This window comes from Pigmentiphaga sp. YJ18 (genome assembly GCF_038066655.1).
In the GTDB taxonomy this organism is placed as follows: Bacteria; Pseudomonadota; Gammaproteobacteria; order Burkholderiales; family Burkholderiaceae_B; genus Pigmentiphaga.
In genome coordinates, this window is record NZ_JBBUKU010000001.1 from 2,237,104 (window position 1) to 2,256,039 (window position 18,936).

General features: G+C 67.5%; 18 protein-coding genes. 11 read left to right on the forward strand and 7 right to left on the reverse strand.

Going from position 1 to position 18,936, the window contains the following annotated elements; translation table 11 throughout:
- Nucleotides 1-7: 7 nt before the first annotated feature.
- Entirely contained in the window at nt 8-838 is an 831-nt protein-coding gene (locus tag WKR98_RS10790) for an aspartate/glutamate racemase family protein (protein WP_341432953.1), read from the forward strand.
- A gap of 35 nt (nt 839-873) precedes the next feature.
- Nucleotides 874-1,872, forward strand: a complete 999-nt coding sequence (locus WKR98_RS10795) for a Bug family tripartite tricarboxylate transporter substrate binding protein (protein WP_341432954.1) — start codon at nt 874-876, stop codon at nt 1,870-1,872.
- Nucleotides 1,873-1,879: 7 nt separating this feature from the next.
- Here the strand turns inward: WKR98_RS10795 and WKR98_RS10800 are convergent, their stop codons facing one another.
- Nucleotides 1,880-2,851, reverse strand: coding sequence for a thymidylate synthase (locus WKR98_RS10800; protein WP_124688099.1), 972 nt, complete (start codon nt 2,849-2,851; stop codon nt 1,880-1,882).
- A gap of 186 nt (nt 2,852-3,037) precedes the next feature.
- On the opposite strand from WKR98_RS10800, the gene yccS reads away from it, so the two are divergent.
- Complete coding sequence (gene yccS / locus WKR98_RS10805; RefSeq protein ID WP_124688100.1) at nt 3,038-5,251, forward strand: YccS family putative transporter; 2,214 nt, start codon at nt 3,038-3,040, stop codon at nt 5,249-5,251.
- 30 nt (nt 5,252-5,281) lie between these two features.
- Here the strand turns inward: yccS and ggt are convergent, their stop codons facing one another.
- Nucleotides 5,282-6,868: a gamma-glutamyltransferase gene (gene ggt, locus WKR98_RS10810; RefSeq protein WP_341432958.1), complete on the reverse strand. Its 1,587-nt coding sequence runs from the start codon at nt 6,866-6,868 to the stop codon at nt 5,282-5,284.
- Between the two features lie 141 nt (nt 6,869-7,009).
- Here ggt and WKR98_RS10815 point away from each other — a divergent pair, with 141 nt between their 5' ends.
- Entirely contained in the window at nt 7,010-7,978 is a 969-nt protein-coding gene (locus WKR98_RS10815) for a Bug family tripartite tricarboxylate transporter substrate binding protein (RefSeq protein WP_124688102.1), read from the forward strand.
- A gap of 112 nt (nt 7,979-8,090) precedes the next feature.
- A complete protein-coding gene (gene ettA, locus WKR98_RS10820; protein ID WP_124688103.1) occupies nt 8,091-9,764 on the forward strand; it encodes an energy-dependent translational throttle protein EttA in 1,674 nt (557 codons plus the stop codon).
- Nucleotides 9,765-9,819: 55 nt separating this feature from the next.
- On the opposite strand, the gene WKR98_RS10825 is transcribed toward ettA, so the two are convergent.
- Nucleotides 9,820-10,794 (reverse strand): hypothetical protein, encoded by a 975-nt coding sequence (locus WKR98_RS10825; RefSeq protein ID WP_152037105.1) that lies wholly within the window; start codon nt 10,792-10,794, stop codon nt 9,820-9,822.
- 143 nt (nt 10,795-10,937) lie between these two features.
- Complete coding sequence (locus WKR98_RS10830) at nt 10,938-11,948, reverse strand: hypothetical protein (RefSeq protein WP_124688105.1); 1,011 nt, start codon at nt 11,946-11,948, stop codon at nt 10,938-10,940.
- Between the two features lie 226 nt (nt 11,949-12,174).
- Between WKR98_RS10830 and WKR98_RS10835 the strand changes: the two genes are divergently transcribed.
- From WKR98_RS10835 to WKR98_RS10850, 4 genes are read left to right on the forward strand one after another with little or no spacing between them, the layout of a single operon-like run.
- On the forward strand, nt 12,175-13,047 hold the full coding sequence (locus tag WKR98_RS10835; protein ID WP_341432964.1) for a fumarylacetoacetate hydrolase family protein: 873 nt from the start codon (nt 12,175-12,177) through the stop codon (nt 13,045-13,047).
- 32 nt (nt 13,048-13,079) lie between these two features.
- Nucleotides 13,080-14,138 (forward strand): gentisate 1,2-dioxygenase, encoded by a 1,059-nt coding sequence (gene gtdA / locus WKR98_RS10840; RefSeq protein WP_124688107.1) that lies wholly within the window; start codon nt 13,080-13,082, stop codon nt 14,136-14,138.
- Between the two features lie 46 nt (nt 14,139-14,184).
- Entirely contained in the window at nt 14,185-15,390 is a 1,206-nt protein-coding gene (locus WKR98_RS10845; protein ID WP_124688108.1) for an FAD-dependent oxidoreductase, read from the forward strand.
- 49 nt (nt 15,391-15,439) lie between these two features.
- Nucleotides 15,440-16,438 carry a Bug family tripartite tricarboxylate transporter substrate binding protein gene (locus WKR98_RS10850; protein ID WP_124688109.1) on the forward strand — a complete coding sequence of 333 codons (999 nt, stop codon included), beginning with the start codon at nt 15,440-15,442 and terminating at the stop codon, nt 16,436-16,438.
- A gap of 111 nt (nt 16,439-16,549) precedes the next feature.
- On the opposite strand, the gene WKR98_RS10855 is transcribed toward WKR98_RS10850, so the two are convergent.
- The gene (locus WKR98_RS10855; RefSeq protein ID WP_124688110.1) at nt 16,550-16,777 is read right to left on the reverse strand and encodes a glycine zipper 2TM domain-containing protein; all 228 of its coding nucleotides are present in this window, start codon (nt 16,775-16,777) and stop codon (nt 16,550-16,552) included.
- Nucleotides 16,778-17,022: 245 nt separating this feature from the next.
- Between WKR98_RS10855 and WKR98_RS10860 the strand changes: the two genes are divergently transcribed.
- Nucleotides 17,023-17,823 carry a ferritin-like domain-containing protein gene (locus WKR98_RS10860; protein WP_124692232.1) on the forward strand — a complete coding sequence of 267 codons (801 nt, stop codon included), beginning with the start codon at nt 17,023-17,025 and terminating at the stop codon, nt 17,821-17,823.
- Here the strand turns inward: WKR98_RS10860 and WKR98_RS10865 are convergent.
- Together WKR98_RS10865 and WKR98_RS10870 are read right to left on the reverse strand one after the other, a co-directional pair.
- On the reverse strand, nt 17,815-18,141 hold the full coding sequence (locus WKR98_RS10865) for a hypothetical protein (protein WP_124688111.1): 327 nt from the start codon (nt 18,139-18,141) through the stop codon (nt 17,815-17,817). The two genes, WKR98_RS10860 and WKR98_RS10865, sit on opposite strands and share 9 nt — an antisense overlap.
- 47 nt (nt 18,142-18,188) lie before the next feature.
- Nucleotides 18,189-18,485: a PepSY domain-containing protein gene (locus WKR98_RS10870; protein WP_124688112.1), complete on the reverse strand. Its 297-nt coding sequence runs from the start codon at nt 18,483-18,485 to the stop codon at nt 18,189-18,191.
- A gap of 119 nt (nt 18,486-18,604) precedes the next feature.
- On the opposite strand from WKR98_RS10870, the gene WKR98_RS10875 reads away from it, so the two are divergent.
- Complete coding sequence (locus tag WKR98_RS10875) at nt 18,605-18,934, forward strand: PepSY domain-containing protein (protein WP_124688113.1); 330 nt, start codon at nt 18,605-18,607, stop codon at nt 18,932-18,934.
- The last annotated feature ends 2 nt before the right edge of the window (nt 18,935-18,936 follow it).

Sequence of the window (18,936 nt, forward strand, 5' to 3'; positions counted from 1 at the left end):
AACCATCATGCGCATCTGGCACCAGAGCTTTACCGTACTGCAGGACCTGCCGGCCTATGCCGAGGCGCTCAAGCTGCGCATAGGCGAGGTCGTGCGGCCCGACACCGAGGTCGTGCTGCACGGGCAGATACCCGGCACCTACACCAGCGACTACCCGGGCTCGGACCTGGCCTACGGCGTGCTGTACTGGATGCACGGCCTGCAATGGCTGGCCGCCGCGCGTGAGGCGCAGAAACAGGGCTTCGACGCGATGGTGCTGGCCAGCATCGCCGGCCCGATGGCGCGCGAAATCCGGACCATCGTCGACATACCCGTGGTCGGCTACGGCGAAGCCGCGTTCAATCTCGCGGGCCTGTACGGCCGGCGCGCCGGCATGCTGTTCTTCATCAAGGAGCGGCTGGATTTCTGGCCCGAGCAATTGCGCCACTGGGGACTGGAGAACCGCTTCGCCGGCATCGAGCACGCCGGCGTGTCGTTCCAGGACGTGCTGGCCGGGCACATGGACCCGTCGCGGCGCGACGCCGTGGTGGCCCGCATCGTCGAGCAGGGCGAGAAGCTGGTGCGCGAGACCGGCGCCGATGTGATCGTGCCAGGAGAGATGCCGATGAACCTGCTGCTGTCGAAAGCGGGCGTCGATCGGATAGGTGGCGCCACCGTGGTCGACGGGCTGGCCGTCTCGTTCAAGATGGCCGAGATGATGGTGGACTTGCGCCGCCTGAGCGGCATGCGGCCCAGCGACCACGGCTATTTCCACCAGTCGCCGGATCCGCGCCGCTTCGAGCAGGTGTTGCAGTTCTACGGCGTGTCGGAACTCGGCTCCCGGATTCCCGAGTGCTGAACGCCGGACCCGAATAACGATAAAGGAGACCTGTCATGTCGATCGATCCCGCGCGCCCCGCTGGGCGTCGTCCGCCGCGCCGGCCATGGGTGGCGCTGGCCGCCGGGCTGCTGACTGCCGGCGGCGCCCTGGCCCAGTCCTACCCGGCCCGTCCGGTCACCGTCATCAACCCCTGGACGCCAGGCGGCCCGGCCGATGCCGTGGCGCGCCCCATCCTGCAGAAATTGTCCGAGCGCCTGGGGCAGCAGTTCGTGGTCGAGAACCGCGCCGGTGCCAATGGCGTGATCGGCTCGGCCATGGTCGCCCGGGCCCGGCCGGACGGCTACACCCTGCTGTTCTCGCACGTCGGGCCCATCACCATCAGCCCGGCCCTGCAACGCGACATGCCCTACGACCCGGTGAAGGACCTCGCGCCCATCACCCAGGTCGTGTCGGCGCCGCTGGTGCTGGTGGTCCGGCCGCAGCTTCCCATCCATGATCTGGGCGAACTCATCGCCTATGCCAAGGCGCATCCCGGCAAGCTGTCCTACGGGTCGGTGGGGCCGGGCAGCACGACGCACCTGGCGGGGGCGATCCTGGGCAAGAAGGCGGGCGTGGAGCTGCTGCACGTGCCCTACAAGGGCGCGGCCCCGGTCATTACCGACATGCTGGGCGGGCAGATCGACATGGCGTTCCTGAACATCTCGGGGGCGGTGGCGTATCTGAAAAGCGGGCAGTTGCGCGGCATCGCGGTCAGCACGCGCCAGCGGTCGACGCTGCAGCCGGAGCTGCCGGCCATTGCCGAGCGGTTTTCGGACTACGAGATCAATTCCTGGTACGGGATGATGGCGCCGGCCGGGACGCCGCAGGCGATCGTCGACAAGCTGCAGGGCGAGATCGCGGCCATCGTGAAGCTGCCGGACGTCGCGCGGCAACTGGAGGGGCTGGGCCTGGCACCGGAAGGCACGACGCCCCGGCGCTATGCCGAGCAGATCCAGGCGGACCTGGCCCGGTGGCGCGAGGGCGTGAAGGCGGCCGGGCTGGCGCCCGAGTGAGTCGGCCCTAGACAGCCATGGGCGCCGTGAGCGGCGCGTGGTGTTCGTATCCGACCAGCGAGAAGTCGCCCGGCTCCACGCGTTCCAGCCATTCCGGCTCGTACTTGCCGGTGACGGCGTAGTCGGGGATGCGGTCGGACAGGGCCAGCTGCGGCGCGGGGAAGGGCGTGCGGGTCAGTTGCTCCCGCAGCATGGGGAGATGGTTCTCGTAGATGTGGGCATCGCCCATGAAATAGCTGAACCAGCGCGGCTGGTAGCCGGTCAGCCGACCGACCAGATGCAGCAGCGCGGCGCCCTCGGTCAGGTTGAAGGGCGTGCCCAGGCCGATGTCGTTCGACCGGATGTACAGGCACAGCGAGATCTCGCGCGTGGTCGCGTTGGGCAGGAACTGGTAGAGCAGGTGGCAGGGCGGCAGCGCCATTTCCTCGATCTGCGCCCAGTTCCAGCCATGGAAAAGGATGCGGCGGTCGCCGGGGTTGTCGTGGATGGTGTCCAGGCACTGGCGCAACTGGTCGACTGCCTTGTAGAGCAGCACCTTGCGCGCGCCGTCTTCGTCGAACTCGGCCACGCGGGCGTAGCCGCGGCCCAGCGCGTCCTGCAGCTGGGCGGCGCGCGATGCGTCCAGCACCTTGTAGGCCGGCCACTTGCGCCATTGGACGCCGTAGACCGGGCCCAGGTCATCGTCGCCTTCGCGATAGGGGTTGGCCAGCCATTGCGCGTTCTCGTTCGCGTTCTGGTCCCAGACCTTGCAGCCCAGTTCGCGGAATTCCGCGGCGTTGCGCGAGGCGCGCAGGAAGCCCACCAGTTCGCCGATGGCGGATTTGAACGCCAGCCTTTTGGTGGTGACGGCCGGGAACCCCTGCCGCAGGTCGAACCGCAGCGCGGCGCCGGGCAGGCTGAGGGTGCGGATGCCCGTTCTGTTCACTTGCCACGAGCCGTTGTCGAGGACGGATTGGACGAGGTCGAGGTATTGTTTCATGGGCCTGGGCTGCACAGATGCGATGGCCGGGCGCGGAAAAGCACCCGCCGGCCCTGATTATCGCATGTCCCCGGGCGCGGCCAGGTGGCGCGAAGTCCGCGTATCCGGGCCGGCCACCGTGCGCCGGAGACCCTGGCACGAGTCCTGCATGCGATAGTTACGTCTGCCTGTTCCCCTGCCGCATCGATGCGTCCCGCTTCCATTCCCGATACCCTGCGCCGCCTCTGGGCGCACGACACCTTCGTCTACAGCCTGCGCGTGTTCATCGCCCTGGCCAGCGTCATGGCGCTGTGCGGGTGGTACGACAGGATGGACCTGGTCATTCCGGCTTTCCTGGGCGTCATCGCCTGCGCACTGGCCGAGACCGACGACAACTGGCGCGGCCGGCTGCTGGCCCAGGTCGTCACGCTGGCCTGCTTCGCCGTGGCGGCCGTCGCCGTCAAGGCGCTGTTTCCCTATCCGTGGCTGTTCCTGGCGGGAATGGTGCTGTCCACGTTCTGCCTGACCATGCTGGGGGCTATCGGCGAGCGCTACCGCGCCATCGGATACGCGACCCTGACTCTGGCCATCTACACCACCATAGGGGTGGAGCAGGGCCGCGGCGGCGGCTTCTGGCACGAGCCGGCGCTGCTGATGGCCGGAGCGGCCTGGTACGGCCTGCTGTCGGTGCTGTGGGCGGCGCTGTTCGTGCACCAGCCGGTGCAGCAGCGGCTGGCGCGGCTGTACGCCGTGCTGGGGGACTACCTGCTGCTGAAGGCCTCGCTGTTCGAGCCCGTGCGCGGCATCGACCTGGAGGCGCGCCGGCTGGAATTGGCGCAGCTCAACGGCAAGGTGGTGATGGCACTGAACGCGGCCAAGGAAAGCATTTTCAGCCGCCTGGGGCAGAGCCGGCCGGGCCGCAAGACGGCCCGCTATCTGCGGCTGTATTTCATCGCGCAGGACGTGCACGAGCGCGCCAGTTCCTCGCACTATCCCTATGACGAACTGGCCGACGCCTTCTTCCACAGCGACATCATGTTCCGCTGCCAGCGGCTGCTGGGCCTGCAAGGGCAGGCCTGCCGCCGGCTGGCGCGGGCGATCCGGATGCGCCAGCCCTTCGATGCGGGCGACGAGGCGCGGCAGGCCCGGGCCGACCTGGATGCCTCGCTGGACTATCTGCGCCGGCAGGGCCGTCCGGAGTGGGCGCGGCTGCTGCGGTCGGTGGGAGCGCTGTCGGCCAACCTGGCGGAACTGGACCGGCGGCTGGGCAGCGCGAGCAATCCCGACAAGCTGGACGAGCAGCAGCAGGACAACAGCCTGCTGGATCGTTCGCCGCAGTCGGTGGGCGAGGCCTTCGACCGGGTGCGGCTGCAATTGACGCCGGGGGCGCCGGTGTTCCGTTATGCCGTGCGGCTGACGCTGGCGATGGCGGCGGGCTACGGGATGCTGCATCTGGTCCATCCGCAGCAGGGCTACTGGATCGTGCTGACGACGCTGTTCGTCTGCGCGCCCAGCTATGGCGCCACGCGTACCCGGCTGGTGCAGCGGGTGCTGGGGACGGTGCTGGGACTGCTGGTGGGGTGGGTGCTGTTCACGCTGTTCTCCAGCCTGCTGGTGCAGGCGCTGTTCGCGGTCGTGGCGGGGGTGGCGTTCTTCGCGACGCGGTCCACGCGCTACATGATCGGCACGGCGGCGATCACGGTGCTGGTATTGCTGTGTTTCAACCAGATCGGCAACGGCTACGACCTGTTCGTGCCGCGCCTGGTGGATACGCTGATCGGCGCGGGGATCGCGGGGCTGGCTGTGCTGGTGGTGTTGCCGGACTGGCAGGGGCGCCGGCTGACGCAGGTGGCGGCCAATGCACTGGCCGCGAACAGCCGTTACCTGCGCGAGATCATGATCCAGTACGAGACGGGCAAGCGCGACGACCTGGCCTATCGGCTGGCCCGGCGCAACGCGCATAACGCGGATGCGGCCCTGTCGATGGCGATGTCGAACATGCTGGCCGAGCCGGGCCATTTCCGGCGCGACGCGGACGCGGGGCTGCGGTTCCTGACGTTGTCGCACACCTTGCTGAACTACCTGTCGGGGCTGGGAGCGCATCGGGAAAGTCTGTCGGACCATGCCAGCGATGCGCAGATCGCGCGGATGACGATGGGGGTGATCGATGCGCTGGACGGGATCGCGGCGGGGATGGCCGGAAAGGGGGGCCTGGCGGCCAGCAGCGAGGAGGAGGGGGCCTTGGCGCGGGCGCTGGAGCAGTTGCCCGAGGATGATGCCGATGACGGGCATCGGCTGGTGTTGACGCAGTTGGGGTTGATCGGGGGGCTGCTGGGGCCGTTGCGGAAGGTGGGGAGTCGGGTGGCGAGGTTGGAGTCCCGGGAGGTGGAGGAGTCGGCGGACCCGCCCGCACCGGTGTAGGCCGGGCGCCGACTCGTTGGCGCGGGTGCGCTAATAGCCGACGGCCTGGCCGTCGCGGCGGGAGTCGGAGGCGGCGATGTAGCCTTCGTCGCTGCGGTAGATCAGTTGGGCGGTGCCGAAGTCCAGGCTATGGCGTTCCGAGACTTCGACGGTGTGGCCCAGCTTGCGCAGGCCGTCGACCACCGCGGCGGGGGTGTGGGCTTCCAGGCGGACTTCGCCGGGCTCCACGCGGAAACGCGGGGCGTCGCTCATGGCTTGCGGGTTCTGGCCGAAGGCGCCCAGGCGTACCAGCATCTGCATGTGGCCCTGGGCCTGCATCGAGCCACCCATGACGCCGAAGGCCATGACGGGCTGGCCGTTGCGGGTGACGAAGCCGGGGATGATGGTGTGCATCGGTTTCTTGGAGGGGGCGACGCAGTTGACGTGGCCGGGGCGCAGGTTGAAGCCGATGCCGCGGTTGTGCAGCGAGATGCCGGTGCCGGGGACCACGACGCCCGAGCCGAAGCCCTGGAAGTTGGACTGGATGAACGAGACCATGGTGCCGTCCGCGTCGGCGGCGGCCAGGTAGACGGTGCCACCCAGCTTGGGGGTGCCGGCGGTGGGGGTGCTGGCGCGGGCGGGGTCGATCAGGGCGGCGCGCTGCGCGAGGTAGGCCGGGTCCAGCAGATCGGCCAGGCCCATGCGCATGGCGGCGGGGTCGGCGATGTGTTCATGCAGGTCGGAGAAGGCCAGTTTCATGGCCTCGATCATGGCGTGGTACATGGCGGGGCTGTCCAGGCCCATGCCTTCGAGGTCCAGGCGGTCCAGCATGCCCAGCGCGGCCAGGGCGGCGATGCCTTGGCCGCTGGGGGGGATTTCGTGCAGGGTGTAGCCGCGGAAGTCCTGGCGCAGGGGTTCGACCCACTGCACTTCGTGGGCGGCCAGGTCGGCCAGGGTCATCGCGCCGCCGGTGCGTTGCGCGAAGTCGACGATTTTCTGCGCCAGCGCGCCGCGGTAGAAGCTGTCGCCGCCGGTCCGGGCGATGTCGGCCAGGGTGTCGGCCTGTTCGGGGAAGCGCCAGCGGTCGCCGGCCTGGGGCGTGCGGCCGTCGCGGAAGAAGGCCTCGGCGAAGCCGGGTTCCCTGGCCAGGTTGGGGGCCTGGCGGGCCCACAGGCGGGCGATCTGCGGCGTGACCTGGAAGCCTTCCCTGGCGTAGTGCAGCGCGGGCTGGACCAGTTGTTCGAAAGGCAGCTTGCCGAAGCGTTCGGACAGCGCGCGCCAGCCGGCGACCTGGCCGGGCACCGTGACGGCGTCCCAGCCGGTGACGGGCATGGTCGCGCGGCCGCGGAAGTGGTCCAGGGTCCAGGCGGCGGGCGAGCGGCCGCTGGCGTTGATGCCGTGCAGGCGCCCCTCGTGCCAGATGATGGCGAACAGGTCGCCGCCTATGCCGTTCATGACCGGCTCGACCACGGTCAGCACCATGGCGGCCGCCAGCGCGGCATCGACGGCGTTGCCGCCTTCGTACAGCATGCGCAGGCCGGCCTGCGAGGCCAGCGGCTGGCTGGTGCTGACGGCGTTGGCCGCCAGCAGCGGCATCTTCTGCGAGGGATAGGGGAAGTTCCAGTCGAAGGGCAGCATGGCGTCGCTTGCGGGTAGTCGTCCTGGGACACAGCATACCAAGGGCCGGGGCGCGGCACTCCACTACAATGGACCCCGTCCGCCGGGCCGCGCCGGCGCGTCATCCGGGGCTTTCGTCGCGGCCGCTTCCTTGCCACCACCATGAACCGTATCCTGCTTCCCTTGTGCGCCGGCGTGCTGGCGCTGGCCGGCACCGCCGCCACGGCCCAGACCTGGCCGGCCAAGCCCGTGCGCATCATCGTCGCCTATCCGCCGGGCGGAATCAGCGACATCGTCTCGCGCGCGCTGGCGGACAAGCTGAGCGGCCAGCTCGGCACGACCGTCATCGTCGAGAACAAGGCGGGTGCGGGCGGCACGCTGGGCATGGACGCGGTCGCCAAGGCGGCGCCCGACGGCTATACCGTCGGCTTTTCCTCGATCAGCCCGCTGTCCCTGAATCCGCTGCTGGGCCGGGTCAACTACGATCCGTTCAAGGACATCGCGCCGGTCGCCAGCGTGATGTATTCGCCGGTCGTGCTGCTGGGCACGCCGGCATTCCAGGGCAAGAGCCTGGCCGACGTGGTCGGGCAGGCGCGCAGCCGTCCGGGCGCGCTGCGCTGGGGCACCTCGGGCCTGGCCACGGTCGGCCACATCACGCTGGAGCAGTTCAAGCGCGCGGCCGGCGTGGACATCACCCACATTCCCTACAAGGGCGGCGGCCAGCAGCAGAACGATGCGCTGGGCGGCCAGTTCGAGCTGCTGTCCACCAACCTCGGCCCGGTGCTGAACGGCCACATCAAGGCCGGCAAGCTGCGGCCGCTGGCCGTGGGGGCGCCCGAGCGGATCGATTCGCTGCCCGACGTGCCGACCTTCGCCGAGGCCGGTTTCCCCAAGGCCAACCTGATGTCGGTGTTCGGCGTTTTCGCGCCGGCGGGCACGCCCGAGGCGGTGCTGAACCGGCTGAACGCCGAGATCAACAAGGCTTTGGCGCTGCCGGACCTGCGCGCGCGGCTGGTGGACAGCGACAACGTGCCCACCGGCGGCAGCGCGGAGGCGTTCGCGCGCCTGATCCGCGCCGAGTACGACAACAACCGCGACATCATCCGGCAGGCCGGCATCAAGCTGGAATAGCGCCGGCCCCGGTTCGCCTTTCCCGCGCGAACCGGCCTACACTGTCTGCTTCGTCATGGCGGGGCCGGCCAAGCCGGCCCCGCGCCCATTTTTCCTTTTCGTTCGTCCATCCATGGCCCAATACGTCTTCACCATGAATCGCGTCGGCAAGATCGTGCCGCCCAAGCGGCAGATCCTGCGCGACATCTCGCTGTCGTTCTTCCCGGGCGCCAAGATCGGCGTGCTGGGCCTGAACGGTTCCGGCAAGTCCACGCTGCTCAAGATCATGGCCGGCGTGGACCAGGACATCGAGGGCGAAGCCCGCCCGATGGCCAACCTGAGCATCGGCTACCTGCCGCAGGAACCCCAGCTGGATCCCGCGCACTCCGTGCGCGAAGCGGTCGAGACGGGACTGGGCGGCGTGTTCACCGCCAAGAAGCGGCTGGACGAGGTTTACGCGGCCTATGCCGAGCCCGATGCCGACTTCGACGCGCTGGCCTCCGAGCAGGCCGAGCTCGAGGCCATCATCGCGGCGGGCAGCGGCAGCGGCAACGACGACATCGAGCACCAGCTCGAGATCGCCGCCGATGCCCTGCGGCTGCCGCCCTGGGACGCGGTGGTGGGCCACCTGTCGGGCGGCGAGAAGCGCCGCGTCGCGCTGTGCCGCCTGCTGCTGTCCAAGCCCGACATGCTGCTGCTGGACGAGCCCACCAACCACCTGGACGCAGAAAGCGTGGACTGGCTGGAACTGTTCCTGCAGAAGTTCCCGGGTACCGTGGTCGCGGTGACCCACGACCGCTACTTCCTGGACAACGCCGCCGAATGGATCCTGGAGCTGGACCGCGGCCACGGCATTCCATGGAAGGGCAACTACAGCTCCTGGCTGGAACAGAAGGAAGACCGCCTCAAGCAGGAAGAGGCCAACGAGTCCGCCCGCCAGAAGACCATCAAGAAGGAACTGGAGTGGGTGCGCCAGAACCCCAAGGCGCGCCAGGCCAAGTCCAAGGCGCGTATCGCCCGCTTCGAGGAACTCAGCTCGCACGAATACCAGAAGCGCAACGAGACCTCCGAGATCTTCATCCCCGTGGCCGAGCGCCTGGGCAATGAGGTCATCGAGTTCAAGAACGTCAGCAAAGGCTATGGCGACCGCCTGCTGATCGACGATCTCAGCTTCAAGGTGCCGGCCGGCGCCATCGTCGGCATCATCGGCCCCAACGGCGCCGGCAAGTCGACGTTGTTCCGCATGATCGCCGGCAAGGAGCAGCCCGACAGCGGCGAGGTCGTGCGCGGCGGCACCGTCAAGCTGGCCTATGTCGAGCAGACGCGCGACGCGCTGGAAGACGGCAAGACCGTGTTCGACGCCGTGGCCGACGGTGCCGACATCCTGACGGTGGGGCGCTTCGAGATGTCGTCGCGCGCCTACCTGGGCCGTTTCAACTTCAAGGGCGGCGACCAGAACAAGACCGTCGGCAACCTGTCGGGCGGTGAACGCGGCCGGCTCCACCTGGCCAAGACCCTGCTGGCCGGCGGCAACCTGCTGCTGCTGGACGAACCGTCCAACGACCTGGACGTGGAAACCCTGCGCGCGCTCGAGGACGCCTTGCTGGAGTTCGCCGGCAGCGTCATGGTGATCAGCCACGACCGGTGGTTCCTGGACCGGATCGCCACCCACATCCTGGCCTTCGAGGGCGACTCGCAGGTGGTGTTCTTCGACGGCAACTACCAGGAGTACGAGGCCGACAAGAAACGCCGCCTGGGCGAGGAAGGGGCCAAGCCCAAGCGGGTGCGGTTCAAGCCGCTGAAGTAGCGGATACCCCGGCCTGCGTCGCAGGCCGGGCCTCGCCGTTTTCGGCGCCTGACGCTCAGAGACCGCCCTCGTCGTCGGACGAGCCGCTCCAGCTCACGCCCGAGGAGGACTCGATCCGGACGCCGCTGGTGCCCGCTGCCGGGCTGCTGAAGGTCGTCGTGATCGTTTCGCCGCGCGTCTCCACGGTGTAGCGGCCGGCTATCGAGCCCGGGGTGCTGCCGTCCTTGTCATAGACGGTGACCAGCGGGTCGACCAGCGCCATGCGGTAGTCGAAGGCGCCCAGGGTGGCGCCTTGTCCGCGATGGGCGAACCGCAGGGCGGTGTAGCGCTCCGTGCCGGTCGCGTACAGGAAGTGCGACGTGCTGTCGTACCCGCTGATGGCCTGCTCATAGTCCTTGCCGTCTTCCGTGTAGCGCAGCTTGAAATCGCCGCCGGATTGGCTGACTTCCACGGTTTCCTCGACGTCTTCGAGCTTGGCCGAGGCCTCGGGGACGTCGTGGGTGGTCTGCTCGAACCGGACCTGCAGCGTGCCCGACATGGATTCGCTGGCCGACAGCTTCAGCTCCGGGACTTCCAGGGTGAAAACGCCCACAGTGTTGAACGCGTTCAGGATGTCGCCCTGTATTTCATTCACCGCGATCCTGATCCGCCCGTTCAGCGCGTCGCCCAGGCCGCGCGTGGCGCAATTGGTCATGTCTATCGTCAACGAATCCCCGGCGCTGATCTTGCCGTCGCGATCGGCGTCGGCGTAGACCGGCGTGCGGGTGCCTTGCCCGTCCGCGCACGGCAGCGGACCTTCAGGCATGCCGTCGCCGACGTGGTCGAACAGACTGTTGATGGCGCCCATTGCGAAGTAGGGCAGGAACAGGCCCGTTTCGTAGGCTCCGCCGGCGAACGAGCGTATTTCGGCCTGGCTCATCGGCACAGGAGTGCCGCCGCCGTCCTTGCCTGCGTCTCCGTCGCCCCCTCCGCATGCGCTCAACAGCGTGATCAGCGCCAGCGCGCCGGCGGACTTCAGTCCTGGTTTCATCATGCCCCCGATGGAAATAATTGGGGGCATCTTGCCAGCGCAGGCGACGGCGTGCATTGGACTAAAGTCCCGCTTCCAGCGAAAAGCGGCCCGGAGGAAACCGGGCCGCTAGCAGGAGAAGCGGGAAGGCCCGCGAGGCAGGCTCAGAGGTCGTCGAAGGCGGCGAAATCCATCTTCGAAGACAGGCCGGAGGTCGATTTGATTTCGACCAGGTCCTCGGTTTCCGTCAAGACGATCGTCGTCGTGATGGTTTCACCAGGGGTTTTCGTCTCGAACGCTCCCGTATCGGGTGAACCGTCGCCCAGGTCACGCCAATAGACGAGGGGCGTGGTCATCTTGACGGTGTGGTTGAACGCGCCCAGTAGCGGGTCCGTTCCGCTGGTGCGATAGCCGATGGCCGAGAATGTGTACAGCCTGGTTTCGCGCGCATAGGTGTAGTCGCTGGAATAGTCTTCGATGCGCGTGGCGTAGCTCTTGCCGTCCTGGGAGTAGCCGATGTCCAGTTGCTCGACCGTGGTCTGGACCGACAGTGTGTCGTCGCTGTCGTCCACCGTATCCTTGGTGTCGCGTGCGTAGTCGATGACGACCGTTCCGTTCAGGGTCTCGCTGCCGTCCAGCTTGAAGTCCGCCAGCGGGATGGTCATGGTGGCGCCGGAAGATGCCGATTCGTCCAGGAGGTCGCCGGTCACGTCGCTGTACGTGATGGTGACCGTGCCATCGACCAGCTCATCCCCGACCGGGCCACGGCAGTTGACGAGCTTGAAGGTGACCTTGTCGCCGTTGTCGATCTTGTGGTTGCCATTGCCATCGGTGAACGTGGCGGTAACCGTGCCGGGCGAGTCGCCGTCGCATTCTTCCGAGTCCGTCGTGATGTCGTGCGTGACGGCATAGCGGACGAAACCCAGGCTGGCCTGGGCAATCATGCCCGGGATCTGGGTGACGCCCACCGCGGTGTAGAAGCTTTCATGGCCGGCCCATTCCATCTGCGCCTTGGTGTACAGGGAAGCCGGCGTGTCGCCGCCGCCACTTCCACCCCCGCTCCCGCTCCCGCCGCCGCTTCCACCCGAACTGCTCGAGCTCCCGTCGCCACCGCCACAGGCGGCGAGAATGGACAAGGCAAGAATGGACCCAGCCGTCTTGATGTGCTTCTTCATGTCAGGTTCCCCCCTGAAATCGCGCGGTTCCGCCGCGCATGTTGTGGATAGGCGGAGTATGGGGTTGCGGTGCTTGCCGGGGCATCCCCCAACTAGGGGATGCGCAAAAGCCCGGGATTTGCCAGCTGTCCGGAATCAGCCGCCTTGACTATCGTCCGCCGCTTTCCATAAAATTGAACGTGCTCAAAATTTTGAAAGGCCGCCGCCCGGCGGCACCGGAGACCAGATGAAGATTTGCCGCTACGACGAAGGCCGGATCGGCCTCGTGGAAGGAGACACCGTCTACGACGTGTCGTCCGTGAAAGACCGACTGCCCGCGCTGGCCTGGCCCGTGCCGCCCGGCGATCTGTTCATCGAACGGCTGGGCGAACTGATTCCCGCCATCCAGGCCGCCAAGGCCGGCGCCGCCACGCGCCGCCTGGCCGACGTCCGCCTGCTGAGCCCGATCGCCACGCCGTCCAAGGTCATCGCCGCGCCGCTGAACTACCATGCCCACGTGGATGAATCGCTGGCCGATTCCCAGATCCACAACAACGTGCACATCGCGCACTACGAGGGCTTCAAGAGCCCCGTCGCCAAATTCGGGGTGTTCCTGAAATCGGCGCAGTCGGTCGTGGGCGCGAGCCAGGGCGTGCGCATCGCCTTCCCCGGCCGCCGCAACGACCACGAGGTGGAGCTGGCGGTGGTGATCGGCAAGCAGGGCAAGGACATTCCCGCCGCCGACGCCATGGCCTACGTGACCGGCTATTGCATCGGCCTGGACATGACGGTGCGCGGCACCGAGGACCGCAGCTATCGCAAGTCGGCCGACAGCTACACCGTGCTGGGCCCCTGGCTGGTGACGGCGGACGAGATCGCCGATCCGGGCAACCTGGATTTCTCGATCGAGGTCAACGGCGAGCCGCGCCAGCGCGCCAACACGCGCGACCTGATCACGGGTATCGCCGAGCTGATCGAGGTGGCTTCGCACGTCTACACCCTGTACCCGGGCGACGTCATCATGACCGGCACCCCCGAGGGCGTGAACACGGTGCAGCCGGGCGACGTCATGCATGCCCGCATCGAGGGCCTGGGCGAGATGGACGTGGCGGTGCGCTGAACGGCCACGATGCCGCAGGGCGGAGGAGACACATGAACGATCCCAGGCAAGAACCGGCAGCCGCGGCGACGCGGGCGGAGCGCGAAGCGTTCTACGCCCGCATCGGCGCCGACAATCTCGCGCCGCTGTGGGAACAGCTGCACAACCTGGTCACGCGGACGCCGCGTTCCGATTGCCAGCCGGCCCATTGGTCGTACGGCAAGGTGCGGCCCTACCTGACCGAGGCGACCTCGCTCATCACGGCCGAGGAGGCCGAGCGCCGGGTGCTCATCCTCGAGAACCCCGGGCTGCGGGGCAAGGCCGCCATCACGACCTCGCTGTACGCCGGCCTGCAGGCCATCCTGCCGGGCGAGGTGGCGCGCGCCCATCGGCACAGCCAGGCCGCGATGCGCCTGATCCTGGAGGGTAGCGGCGCCTATACCTCGGTCGAGGGCGAGAAGACCATCATGCGGCGCGGCGATTTCGTCACCACGCCGTCATGGACCTGGCATGACCATGGCAACGACAGCGACGCCCCGATGATCTGGCTCGACGGCCTGGACGTGCAACTGGTCGCCATGCTGGACGCCAGCTTCGCCGAGGCTTCGTCCGAGGATCGCCAGGAGCTGCGGCGTCCGGTGGGCGACAGCCTGCTGCGCTACGGCAACGGGCTCGCGCCCGTGGACTGGACGCCGCCGGCCAACCGGGCCTCTCCGCTGTTCTGCTACCCGTACGAGCGCACGCGCGAGTCGCTGCTGGGCATGCAGGCCGCGGGCGCGCCCGATCCGCACCTTGGCTACAAGCTGCGCTACGTGGATCCGCTGACCGGCGGTTCGCCCATGCCGACCATGGGCGCCTACGCGCAGTTGCTGCCCAGGGATTTCTCCACGGCATCCTATCGCTGCTCGTCGGGCACGGTGTTCACGGTGCTCGAAGGCCGGGTCGAGGTCGTCCTGGACGACCGCGTCTTCGTGGCCGAGCCCAACGACGTCTTCGTCATTCCCAGTTGGACCGCGCATCGGCTGGTGGCGCGGGAACCGTCGGTCCTGTTCAGTTTCTCGGACCGTCCGGTCCAGGAACTGCTGGGCCTGTGGCGCGAAAGCCGGGACTGACCGGCGCCCCGTATTCGAATCATTCCAGTCATCGTAGAACCGAATCATGCAACAGCATCCTGTCGTCATTTCCGGCGCCGGCCCCGTGGGGCTGGTGGCCGCCCTGTCCCTCGCGCAGAAGGGCGTGGACGTCGTCGTCCTTGAAAGCGAGGACCATATTCCCCAGGACCTGCGGGCCGGCACTTTCCATCCGCCCACGGTCGAGATGCTCGACACGCTGGGCATAGGCGAGACCCTGCGCTCGCGCGCGCTGCGCGTGCCCGAATGGCAGATACGTGATCGCAAGGACGGCCTGGTGGCCCAGTTCGACCTGGGCATGATCGCCGACCTGACGCCCTATCCGTTCCGCCTGCACGTGGAGCAGCACAAGCTGTCGGCCATCGTGGCCGAAGCGCTGCGCGGGCACCGCAACGCGCGCCTGCTGTTCGCGCACGAGTGCGCCGGCTATGAGCAGGACGCCGACGGCGTGACCGTGCAGGTCGCCGGGCCCGACGGACGGCAGGAGATCCGCGCCAGCTACCTGATCGGCGCGGACGGCGCGCGCAGCATCGTGCGCAAGACCATGGACACCGAGTTCGAGGGCTTCACCTGGCCGGAACGCTTCCTGGTGTTCGCCACGCGCTACGACCTGCGCCAGCAGGGCTATACCGGCAATGCGTACATCGCCGATCCGGACGAATGGAGCGCGATCTTCATCCAGCCTCACGACGGACCGCCGCCGATCTGGCGCATCGCCTTCCCCATCGCCCCGGGCATGGACGAAGCCGAGGTGCTGGCGCCGGATTTCGTGCAGGGCAAGATCAAGGGGTTTCTTTCTCCTGACCAGGACTATGACATTCCCTACAAGAGCGTCTATCGCGTCCACCAGCGGGTCGCCAAGGATTTCCGCGACCGCCGGGTGTTCCTGGCCGGCGACGCCGCCCACGTGAACAATCCGCTGGGCGGCATGGGACTGAACAGCGGCATCCACGATGCGATGAACCTGACCGGCAAGCTGGCCGAGGTCATGCTGCACGGCGCGCCCGACGACCTGCTCGACCGCTACCACCGCCAGCGGCGCACGGTGAACGTCGAATACGTGCAGGCCATCACCATACGCAACAAGCGGCTGCTGGAAGAGCGCGACCCGCAAGTGCGGCGCGAGCGCCTGGACGAGTTGCGGGCCACCGTGGCCGACGCCCAGGCCCATCGCCAGTACCTGATCAATTCGTCCATGATCGCCAGCGTGCGGCGGGCCAACGAAATCCAATAGCCGGCGGCTACCGGCGCCACGACCCCGAACAGAGAACGAGGAGACAAGCATGCAGGATTCCGCAACCCTTTCCGGACGCCGGGCGTTCGTTGCCACGCTGGCGGCGGGCGCATTCGTGCCGGGCCGCCTGATCGCCGCGGGAGACGACCTGGGCCTGGCGGACAAGACCGTGCAGGTGGTGGTGCCCTTCACACCGGGCACCACCCCCGACCTGTGCGCGCGATTGTTCTCGCCCCGGCTGGCCGAGCAGACCGGCCGCACCTTCGTGGTGGAGAACAAGCCCGGCGCTTCCGGCATCATCGGCCTGGGGGCGGTCGCCAAGGCCGCGCCCGACGGCCACACGATCGCGTTCAGCACGAACACGGCGCTTACGCTGCCGCTGGTGTATGCCTCGGTGCCGTTCGACGTCATCGACAGCTTCACGCCCATCGCCATGCTGGGCTCGACCAACTTCGCGCTGTGCGTGCATCCCTCGCTGGGCGTGACGACCCTGGCGCAGTTCATCGAGCATGTCCGGCGGCATCCCGGCACGGTCAACTACGGCTCGCCGGGCAAGGGCACCTTCCATCACCTGTGCATGGAAATGCTGGTTTCCCAGCTCGGGCTGAACATGGTGCACGTCCCTTACAAGGGCTCGGCCGGCGCCACGACCGACCTCCTGGCGGGCCACATCAAGGCCATGTTCCAGCCCATGCACGTCGCCGTGCCCATGCAGCAGGAGAAGCGCCTGGTCATCCTGGGCGCGTCCCGGCGCGAGCAGGATCCCGCCTACCCCGCGGTTCCCCCGCTGGCGACGGTGGGGCTGCCGCGCTACGACGCGGACGCGTGGTATGCGGTCTGGGGCCCCAAGGGCATGAAGGGCGAGCTGGTCGCGCGTTACAACGGCGCCTTCAACCGGCTGCTCGAGAACGACGAGGTGCGGCGCACCCTGCTCAAGCAAGGCATGACCCCGCGCCCCATGACCGCGCCGGCGCTGGGCGACCTGTCGAAGGCGGAACTGGCCAAGTGGCGCGAAGTGGTCAAGGCGGCCAACATCCTGCCGGAATAGGCGCCACGCCACTCTGATACACCTTGTCGTAAAAAAGCAACAGCCCCGGATCTCCGAGAGGAGCCGGGGCTGTCGTGCCTTGGGACGGGCCGGCCCAGGGCCGGCCTGGGGTCAGCGGCGCTTGCCGACCTGGTCGCCGACCACGCCGCCTATGGCGGCGCCGCCCACGGTGCCCAGGATGCCGCCGCCGGTCAGGGCCGCACCGGCCACGCCGCCGACGCCCGCACCGACCACGGTGCTCTTCTGACGGCCGGACATGCTGTCCCAACTGGCACATCCCGCTGCCGAGACAGTCAGGGCAGCACCGATCATCAGCTTGGCAATGAGATTCTTGTTCATGAGTGACTCCCTATAGTACGTAGTCGTGTACTGGCGGCATCGACCGTCGCGCCGCAGCTTGGATTAACAGTGACAGATTCGCCCCAGGCTGTCTGTGAACGAACTCGACAAGCATTACACAAAGTAACCCCGGGCGGATGCATCCGGAAGCCTGTCGGGACTCGAATCAAGGGCCGATTGGGCTTATGCTGCAAGGATGAACTGCGCACTTCGGAGATTTTTCGGTGGACGCTGTTGCAACGGAAATGCCTTGGCGGCTCGAGGATATCGACTTGAACCGCATCGAACGGAGCCTGGTCCGGGACGATGAAACGCTGTTCTACCTCTTGTGCAGCGCCTCGTTCATAGAAAGCGGTTCCGATCTCTACACTCGCAACCTGGTGAATTATTACCAGGACGACCAGGATGTGGCGGGCTGGCTGGGCCAGCACTGGGAACAGGAAGAACTGCAGCATGGCCGCGCGCTGCGCGCCTATATCGAACACGTCTGGCCGGAGTTCGACTGGCAGGCCGCGTTCGACAGTTTCTTCGCGGAATATTCCCGGCGCTGCACGCTGGATGAGTTCGAACCCACGCGGGCGCTCGAGCTGGCTGCCCGCTGCGTGGTCGAGATGGGTACCGCCACGCTTTATCGCAGCCTGGCGGACTACGCGGCCGAACCCGTGCTGCGCGAACTCACCACGAACATACGGACGGACGAGGTCCGCCACTACAAGTACTTCTATCTTTATTTCAACCGCTACAACACGCTGGAAGGCAATGGACGCGTGAAGGTGCTGGGCGCGCTGGTCCGGCGCTTGCTGGAAATCCGCAACGACGACGCCGAATGCGCCATCCGCCATGTGTTGAACCATCGCCATCCCGAGCATGCGAACGACAAGGCATGGATCGAGCGCATCAATACCGATTCCCGGCGCCTGGTCCAGCGCAATGTCAGCGCCGACATGAGCGTGAAGATGTTCCTCAAGCCGCTGAACCTGCCTGCCCGCGTGCTGAACGGCATCGAGCCGCCGCTGGCGCGCATGGTGCACTACGCCTTACGCTGAGCGCCGCTGCGCGGGCCGCCCCAGGGTCTCGGCGTGGCGGCCGTGCAGGTAGTTCAGGATTTCACCGGCCCGCTCGGCGGGCCAGTTCCAGATGTCCGTCCACGGCACGTACGAGGGGATGGCGAAGTCCCGCTTCAGGCCCGCCACCACCGCGCCATAGGCAGCGTAGCCGAAGCATTCCTCGCGGGCCCGGCCGAGGTCGGCCAGCGCCGATTCGATGCGGCCGCGCAGGCCGGCGTCGGCGCCGATGGTTCCCGGGGCATGATGGGTGTCGAACAGGCTGGGTTCGCTGTCATCGGAGAACGCGGGCTGGTTCACGGCATCTTTCCTCGGGGCTAGAGTGCGGCAAAGCGTCTGGGAGGCCATCATTTGCGGCTCCTGCCCGGCAGCCAGTCCGAGGGCTTGACCACTTCGCCGTTGGCCGGATCCAGGTACAGTTTGATCTTGGCGCCGTTCTTGTCGAAGCCTTCGACTTCCCAGCAGCCGTCGTCCCGCTCGACCTCGCGCACCTCGTAGCCCAGCGATTCGGCCTTGCGTATGGCCTGGTCGATAGGAATCCAGCGGTCGTGGGGAACGTAGGCGCACTTGTCGGCGGCCTGGGCGGCGGTGGCGTAGGAAGCGGTGGCGGCAAGGGCGATGATCAGGGTGGGCAGCAGGCGCATGGCGGTCCTCGTTCGTGGGGGTTGGTGATCCATGGCTGGCAGAATAGCCACCATGCGCCCCGCCTTCCTGACCGCCGATGTCAGCGTTTTATCAGCCAGCGACTGTTAGTGTGCCGTCCATGTCTGCAAGCCTCATCCGTTTTCCCCGCCTGTCCGCCATCCTGCTCGCCGCGGCGCTTGCCTGTGCGGCGTCGCCGGCCCTGGCCCGCGACGACCGTTGCAGGCGGGACCAGGACTGCGCGCGCGAGGCGCTGGTGCACGGCGAGATCCGTCCATTGTCCGAGGTGCTGGGCGTGGTGCGCGACAAGGTGCCGGGCGATATCATTGAGATCGAACTCGATCGCGAAGACGGCATCTGGGTCTACGAAGTCAAGGTGTTGCCGCCCAGCGGCCGGCGCAAGAAGCTCGAGATCGATGCCCGCACCCTGGAAATCCTGAAGATCAAGTAGAC

Bases quoted from the DNA above. Each gene is read 5' to 3' on its own strand.
- yccS (WP_124688100.1), top strand. From the start codon at position 3,038: ATGCGTCCCGCTTCCATTCCCGATACCCTGCGCCGCCTCTGGGCGCAC.
- ettA (WP_124688103.1), top strand. From the start codon at position 8,091: ATGGCCCAATACGTCTTCACCATGAATCGCGTCGGCAAGATCGTGCCG.
- WKR98_RS10815 (WP_124688102.1), top strand. From the start codon at position 7,010: ATGAACCGTATCCTGCTTCCCTTGTGCGCCGGCGTGCTGGCGCTGGCC.
- ggt (WP_341432958.1), bottom strand. From the start codon at position 6,868: ATGCTGCCCTTCGACTGGAACTTCCCCTATCCCTCGCAGAAGATGCCG.
- WKR98_RS10835 (WP_341432964.1), top strand. From the start codon at position 12,175: ATGAAGATTTGCCGCTACGACGAAGGCCGGATCGGCCTCGTGGAAGGA.
- WKR98_RS10850 (WP_124688109.1), top strand. From the start codon at position 15,440: ATGCAGGATTCCGCAACCCTTTCCGGACGCCGGGCGTTCGTTGCCACG.
- WKR98_RS10845 (WP_124688108.1), top strand. From the start codon at position 14,185: ATGCAACAGCATCCTGTCGTCATTTCCGGCGCCGGCCCCGTGGGGCTG.
- gtdA (WP_124688107.1), top strand. From the start codon at position 13,080: ATGAACGATCCCAGGCAAGAACCGGCAGCCGCGGCGACGCGGGCGGAG.
- WKR98_RS10800 (WP_124688099.1), bottom strand. From the start codon at position 2,851: ATGAAACAATACCTCGACCTCGTCCAATCCGTCCTCGACAACGGCTCG.
- WKR98_RS10790 (WP_341432953.1), top strand. From the start codon at position 8: ATGCGCATCTGGCACCAGAGCTTTACCGTACTGCAGGACCTGCCGGCC.
- WKR98_RS10855 (WP_124688110.1), bottom strand. From the start codon at position 16,777: ATGAACAAGAATCTCATTGCCAAGCTGATGATCGGTGCTGCCCTGACT.
- WKR98_RS10870 (WP_124688112.1), bottom strand. From the start codon at position 18,485: ATGCGCCTGCTGCCCACCCTGATCATCGCCCTTGCCGCCACCGCTTCC.
- WKR98_RS10875 (WP_124688113.1), top strand. From the start codon at position 18,605: ATGTCTGCAAGCCTCATCCGTTTTCCCCGCCTGTCCGCCATCCTGCTC.
- WKR98_RS10860 (WP_124692232.1), top strand. From the start codon at position 17,023: ATGCCTTGGCGGCTCGAGGATATCGACTTGAACCGCATCGAACGGAGC.
- WKR98_RS10830 (WP_124688105.1), bottom strand. From the start codon at position 11,948: ATGAAGAAGCACATCAAGACGGCTGGGTCCATTCTTGCCTTGTCCATT.
- WKR98_RS10825 (WP_152037105.1), bottom strand. From the start codon at position 10,794: ATGAAACCAGGACTGAAGTCCGCCGGCGCGCTGGCGCTGATCACGCTG.
- WKR98_RS10795 (WP_341432954.1), top strand. From the start codon at position 874: ATGTCGATCGATCCCGCGCGCCCCGCTGGGCGTCGTCCGCCGCGCCGG.